General features: G+C 64.8%; 4 protein-coding genes. All 4 read right to left on the bottom strand.

Features of this window, described 5'->3' with window-relative positions; translation table 11 throughout:
- Positions 1-1965, bottom strand: a 1965-nt coding sequence (locus VAE54_RS01930) for an Ig-like domain-containing protein (RefSeq protein ID WP_322800243.1), incomplete at its 3' end; no start/stop codon positions are given.
- A 171-nt stretch (positions 1966-2136) separates the two neighbouring features.
- A complete protein-coding gene (locus VAE54_RS01925; protein WP_322800242.1) occupies positions 2137-3432 on the bottom strand; it encodes a PP2C family protein-serine/threonine phosphatase in 1296 nt (431 codons plus the stop codon).
- A 17-nt stretch (positions 3433-3449) separates the two neighbouring features.
- Positions 3450-4772 carry a serine/threonine-protein kinase gene (locus VAE54_RS01920; RefSeq protein WP_322800241.1) on the bottom strand — a complete coding sequence of 441 codons (1323 nt, stop codon included), beginning with the start codon at positions 4770-4772 and terminating at the stop codon, positions 3450-3452.
- 65 nt (positions 4773-4837) lie between these two features.
- Positions 4838-6826: FHA domain-containing protein (locus tag VAE54_RS01915; RefSeq protein WP_322800240.1), on the bottom strand; the 1989-nt coding region annotated here is incomplete at its 5' end.

Raw genomic sequence — 6826 nt, 5'->3', positions numbered from 1 at the left:
GGCGGCATCGACCGGATAAACGATCTGCTCATTGACCCCCGCGCCCGTTCGATTGGACCAGGCCGTCCATCGCACGCCCACATCCGACTCATGCTGAAGATACAGATCCAGATCCACTCCAGATGGCATCTGGAGCGTTAAGGTGATGGGCCCCGTCGTATCTATATAAAACTGGAAGAAATCATACTGATCCGTCGGATCATTGGCATACCCCTGAACCGTGGACGGAACCCGGATGCAATTGGCCTGGCTGCGCGTATCATTGGGCTCGATTTCGATAGTGACCGGCGGGCAGTAATTCCGCAGGACCAGGGGGAGGGCGATCACGGCGGGGCGAACGCGAACGGTTCCCGTGGCTGCGCCGATATTCCCCACCGCATCCTCCACCCGGGCGGTGAAGGTGTAGACCAGGGTCTGGGTGAAATAGAAAACCGGCGCGGAGAAGATTCGCGAAACCGCGATGGATCCCAGCGGGGATGTGGTGCCGGTCAGAAAATCGGTCCAGCCGGCACATCCATCACATGTGTAGGCAACCGTGTAAGAGACGATCCCGCTGTGGTTATCGCTGGCCGTCATCGTAACCGGAAACGTGCGATACGCCGTGGCCGGAAGATCCAGAGAGACCGAGGGCGGCGTGTTGTCCACTTCGAACGGTCCGATCTGGGAGGTCGCCGACCGGCGGTTCCCCCATCCATCTTGGGTTCCCAGGGTGACCGTGTAGATTCCGGATCCCACTGGGAAGGTCACGGCCGCGGTGCGGGTCAGCTGGCTGTCGAAGGCATCTCCGGAAAGCTGCACCTCATACCACACGCCCGCATTGTCGGAGACGGCGGTCCATGTGATGGGGAGACCATCCGGGAGCCGCGTCCAGGTGTTAGTAGGGACGCGACTGAACAGCGGGGGGACCTCCGGGGCCCGGGTGTCCACGCCGACGGACCGGGTCACGGTGGAGGAATTGCCCACCCCATCCGTAGCCGTCACCCGCAAGGTGTAGGTGACCCAGTCCTGGTCCGGAGGGAGGCTCCACAAGGCCTGCCAGGTCGAACCATCCCAGCTGGCCAGGGATTCGGTGTCGGTCAGCACGCGGATCTCCTGAACCCCGGAAGCATCCGAAGCGGTTCCCGAGATCACCATCGGGGTCGGGAGCTGAGCCTGGGTGAAGATCGCCCCGGCGATCGGCGAGATCCATGTGATCGCCGGCCCCCGCCGATCGATCACCGCTTCGCGGGTGATCCAGGAAGCATTCCCCAGAAAATCCGCGGCGGTGATCCGCAGCGTTTGGGTGACCCGATCGCTGGCGGGCAGCGGCCAGGTGGCGGTCCAGATCCCCGTGGCTGGATTCAGAACAGCAGGGGTTTCCGTCGCCGTGAGCACCCGCACGGACTGAACCCCGGAGCCCGGAATGCGACCGGCCCCCACCTGGGCCGTGTCGGTGACCGTCCCCGTCATCACCAGAGGGGAGGGATACGCCGTCGTGATCAGCGAAGGAAGGGCGGAGTCCAGCGTCACCGTCGGGGGGACCATATCCGGCAGGACATTGAGGGCGACCCGGTTCAGGCCTGGCGCGCTGCTTTCCGCCGTGAGGACCGCCGTGTAAAAGAGGGGATCGGTGAGCTGGGCGGTGTAGGTGATGGCGAAGGCGACGGGAGAGCCGGGGCTGGTGAAGACCCGGAGGTTAGTCCACTCGAAGGCCGGGCCCGCCGTGAGGGTCAGCGGAGGCGTGCCTGTCAGATCCACAGTGAAGGTCAGCACTCCGGCCCCCGAGAACCAGATCGCCCGGCTGATCCCGACGCCGGGAAGCGTGTCCGAGATGGGCAGCGACGCGGTCGCCGTGATCCCCCCGAAGGCTGGATCCGATGTCGTCCCATGGGCGGGCGTGGATCCCAGGGCCACCACTCCGATCAGCAAAACGAACCCGAAGAGAAGAAGCGCCACGAGACGTCCCACGCGACGGAACTCGCTCATCATCTGCCTCCCCACAGGGCGGAATCCTGAGGTCGATCCAAGGGCTCGGGTCATGCTTTCAAACATCCTCGCCCACCGTTCGCATCCCCTCCACCTCGAAAGCGGAGCGGCACCAGGCCCCATGCTTCATCGTCACCCCTCCGAGAGTTTCCTCACCGGAAGGCCCGGAATCTATGGTCCAATGGAAGGGGGGGGATTTCCTCCACCTCCACCGCCACCGCCACCCCCACCGCCTCCACCGCCGCCACCACCCGATGGCATCGGAGAAGGCGTCGGTGTAAAGGTCGACGTGGGCGTGGGGGTGCGGGTGAAGGTCGGCGAGGGCCGGGGGGTTGGAGTCGGCGATGGGGTCGGAGTGGGCACGGGCGTAGAGGTCGGCTCCCCGGATGGACCGATCACCGGAGCATGGGAAGTCGCCCCTCCGCCCTGGATGACGATCGGCGTTCCAGAGCGGGAACGGCGAAATCCGCCAGCATCCTCCTCCCCTGACCCTCCCCGGAAGAGCCAGGCCCAGGCCAGGATCAGACCCAGACCGAGGACAAGGGCACCCGCCGCCATTGGGAGCGTCAGGGGAGGCAGAGAAAGCCGGAGGGGAGGACGCGCGATTTTGCGCCCCGGCAGCTCGATCATAGCGACCGAGATGTTGTCCGGGCCGCCCGCCGCATTGGCCGCCGCCACCAAGGCCTTCACCGCCTGATCTCCGGGACGGGTGCGGACGATCTCCAGGATCCGCTCGTCGGAGATCAGGTCGTGAAGCCCATCGGTGCACAGCAAGACCACATCGCCCGGCTGAAGGGCGAGGGGCTGATGGCGGGGATCTGGGGGACCATCCCCGTTCGGCGGCGTGATCCGAAGATCCACTTCCACCTCCGGCTGGATGCCCACATAGCGTTTCAGGACGTTTCGATTGGGATGGGTACGAGCCTCCTCCGGGGTCAGCCGGCCGGCCTCAATGGCTTCCTGAGCCCATGTGTGGTCCACTGTGAGCTGCACGATCCGTTCCCCCCGGATGAGGTAGGCCCGGGAGTCGCCCACGTGAGCCAGATACAGACAGCCGTCCTCCACCACCGCGATGGTCAGAGTGGTGCCCATGCCCTTCCAGAGATCCTTCTTCTGGCTCTCCGTAAACACCGCCTGGTTGGCCCGGGTCACCGCCTGAACCAGAGCCTGGGGCAGAGGAGCCATCGGATGCTGGTTCAGGAAATCCATCACATGGCGGAGGGCCATATGGCTGGCCACCTCGCCGGAGGCGTGGCCACCGATGCCATCGGCCACGATCGCCACATAACGCGGCCGCCCGTTCGGGCCCGGAACCACTCCGGTCTCCACGGCGTCCTCATTGTTCTTCCCGCTCATCCCGGCATGGGTTTCCTGAAACATCCGGGGGGCCTGGGCCTCGGGAGGAACCTGGCTGGGACGATGGGGCTTCCTGGCCCCTGGGTCCTTCGGACGGATGCGAACCGCCATCCTGAACCTCCTTTCCCTTATGCTGGCATGCCCTCCGCTCGGCTCGAAGGGAGGTTGGGGCCTTCATGGCGTCGGCAAAGGTGTGGATACAGGAAGCGGCGTGGGTGTGGGCAAGCGTGTGGGGCTCGGAATCGGCGTGGAAGTGGGCCCCGATGGGATGGAGATCGTTGGATCGTTGGAGTAGACATCGTCCCCTGCCCTCCCCCCGTCACAATCAGAGGGGTGGGGCTTACACGCACCGCGGGAGTCGGCATGACGGTAGGTTCGGAGAGGCGAATGCTCCGCCCACTGCTGAGATACAGGCCCCAGCCCACCACCGTTAGAACCAGCAGGGCCAGGGTGATGAATCCCCACACGGGAGAGAAACCGGATGGTGAGGTCGCTGGCCTGGGTGAAGCGGGACGCGGGGAGAGATCCCCCTCTTCCTCAATGAAACGACGGTGCCATGGCACCGCCTCGTTCAGCCGGCGGGCCACCAGGGAGGCTGTCGGCCGTCGATCGGGATCCTTGGCCAGCATCTCCGCGATCAGATCATCCAGCGGGGCCGGGATCTCCCTCCGGAGAACCGACGGGCGGGTCGGCATGCTCTTGCGGATCGCGCTGGTCAGCTGGTCCCGATCCCGCCCCTCGAAAGGCAGGCGGCCGGTCACCATTCGATACAGCACCACCCCCAGGGCATAAATATCCGCCGGCCGCGGATCCGGGCGAGCCGTTCCCCCTCTTTCCTGCTCGATTTGCTCGGGAGCCATATAGAGCAAGGTCCCCGCTTCCAGCCCTCGGGCCCGCTGGCGCTGGGCGAGGCCGAAATCCACGAGCACGGCCTCGATCCCCTCCTGAACCGGCCGTCGGAACAGGATATTGTTTGGTTTGATATCCCGATGGGCGATCCCGCGGGCGTGGAGATACTCCAGGGCCATCGCCACCTGGTAGGCGATCTCCACTGCCACCTCGATGGGCAGGCGGGGATGCCGTTTGAGCAGCTCCTCCAGGCTGCCCCCTCCCAGCCGCTCCATGGCGAAATACCAGGAGCCATTCGGAGCTCTCTTGCTGTAAATCGCTCGAGGTCCTTCCTCCAGAGGATACAACCGCACGATATGAGGATGGTGGAGATCCCGCAGGACCTCCACCTCTGCCTGGAGCGCCTCTTCGTAGAAAGCCTGTTCGGCGGCTGTGCGCTCCCGGTCGTGATCGGCACGGGGCTTCACCTGTCGGGAAACCTTGAGGACCACCCACGCGCCCCGCCGGGTATCGCGGGCCAGGTATAGGATCCCCATCCCGCCCTCGTGGAGGGGGCGCTCGATCTCGAAATGATCGATGCGCGGCAGAGAACCGCTTTGCATCTTCACCTCCGTGGTCGGATTCGCGGAAAGCCCGGATGCACATCCTGGGAAGCCCGCCGGGCCGCTCATCCAGCGCCGGGCTCATGGAAAACCTGGGTTCGATCATCCACCTCCCGCAACGGCTGGGTTTTGCCCTCGTCCTGGGTTTTCTTCTCCTCCGGCTTCGAGGCAGGCCCGGGCGGACGGATCTCCTGCTGATTCAGGCGCAGCTGGAAGTGCAGCTGCACCCGGCCCAGGTTGATCAGATCCCCATCCTGGAGACGGGTCCCATTAATGGGAACCTGCTCGTAGTTCACATAGGTGCCACTGGTGCTGCCTTCATCGTAGATGTAGAAAACTCCCTCCTCTACCTCCTCAATGCGACAGTGCAAACGGGAGACCGAACGATCGGTGAAGGTGATATTAGCCAGGGTTTCATCCCTCCCCAGACGAACGTGCGTGCTGCGGATGGGGATGGTGCGCCGCTCCGCCTCCCCTTCCACCACGACCAGCCAGGCCCGGGCGGGCTCGGATCCCCGGGCCGCTCCGGATGGGAAGAAAGGCTCGGTGACCTCCTTGATCCGCTGGACGACGGGCTGAGTCATGGAGACGGCGGCCTCCCGGAGGCGAGGCACCCGGGTGATCGCGATGGCCGCCACCATCAGGGCGACTAGAGCGACCACGCATGAGGCCAACGGCAGGACGTCGAGCAATCCTCGCCCGGCCGGCGATGGGGGCACGATCCGCTGGCGGATCAGCGGGCCTTCTCCGGTGCCGGACAACCCCAGGCCATCTTCCACATCCACCCGGATCGGATAGATGCCCTGGGGAGCCTGACTCAGGTCCACGATGCCCTGCACGATGACCGCGCCCCCTTCCACCTGTCCGCCGGTCTTCTCAAAACCCGCCACGCTCTCCCCGATCCGAATCTGACGGATCGCCACGTTCCCGTGCTCATACGAATCCGCCCATCGGATGCGGATCGTGAGCGGAAGGGAGGGCGTCTCACTCACCAGGATGGGGGAACTCTCCCCTCCCCGACCCTCGGAACGGCCCTCCCAATCCAGCTCGACCTGAGGCGGGCTCAGATGGATCGCATAGCTGGCCGAAACGCCCAGGGGTTGCCCGCCGGAAACCATTTGCAGATCGATCTGGTGCGTCCCGCTCTGACGGACCCGAGAGCGGTAGTGCAGAGTCTGAACCTGTGCCCACGCCTTGAGGGATTGATAAAAGGGCTCCGGATCGCTCTGGCCGAAAATCAGAACCTGCCCGCCGGTCTGCCCGGCGATGCGACGCATGTTCTCCATGGCCCGCTCGCTGCCCTTCCCCTGGGCCGGCCCGATCTGAACGGCATGGACCACGATGCGGTTATCCATAGCGCGCCCGGTGACATCGACCACCTGCTGATCGCTCAGGAAATCAATGCCGTCCGACAATACGATCACGACTCCGGGGCGTCCTGTAGCGTCCGGCCGCTGCGTCAGGATCTCCACAGCGCGGCTGAGCAGATCGAAGAGGGGCGTGGCCTCCTTTCCCTTGGGGCGCGGAGGGAACGAAAACTGCTGCAGAGCGTTCGAGACATCCCCGCCATTGTTCGTTAATTGCCGGGGGCCGATGAAATCGATCCGATCGCCAACCGGGGCGATCAGCACCATCCGGGACGAAGCGGACTTACCCTGGGCCACCTTGGACACAAACTCTCGAGCCTCGCTCAGACGGGGTTCCCCGGTATAGCCTCGGGATTGGGGGCTGAGAATGCTCTGGCTGGCATCCAGGAGGATCACAATATCTGCCCCCCGATCCTCCAGATCGAGCTTCCATTCGCCCGATGGGATCTCCTGGCCATCCTCCCGCACGGATCGGACCTCCACCCGCTGGGCGGTAGGCAGCCCCCTTGAGAGATCCACCAGCTGAAAGAAGACCGTCACCGTGGGGAAACGGGTGATGTCCACGCTGTGGGGCTGGGCCTTCAGGAGGCCACCCTGAGCCAGAGCGGCCGGAGCTCCGAGATTCAGCGACAGGCCCAGCCCTCCCAGAGAGATCAAGGGCAGGATGAAGGCCATCCACAACCGGCG

Origin of the sequence: Thermoflexus sp. (assembly GCF_034432235.1) — a bacterium.
GTDB lineage: Bacteria > Chloroflexota > Anaerolineae > Thermoflexales > Thermoflexaceae > Thermoflexus.
This window is presented reverse-complemented; position numbering and strand designations above follow the sequence as displayed.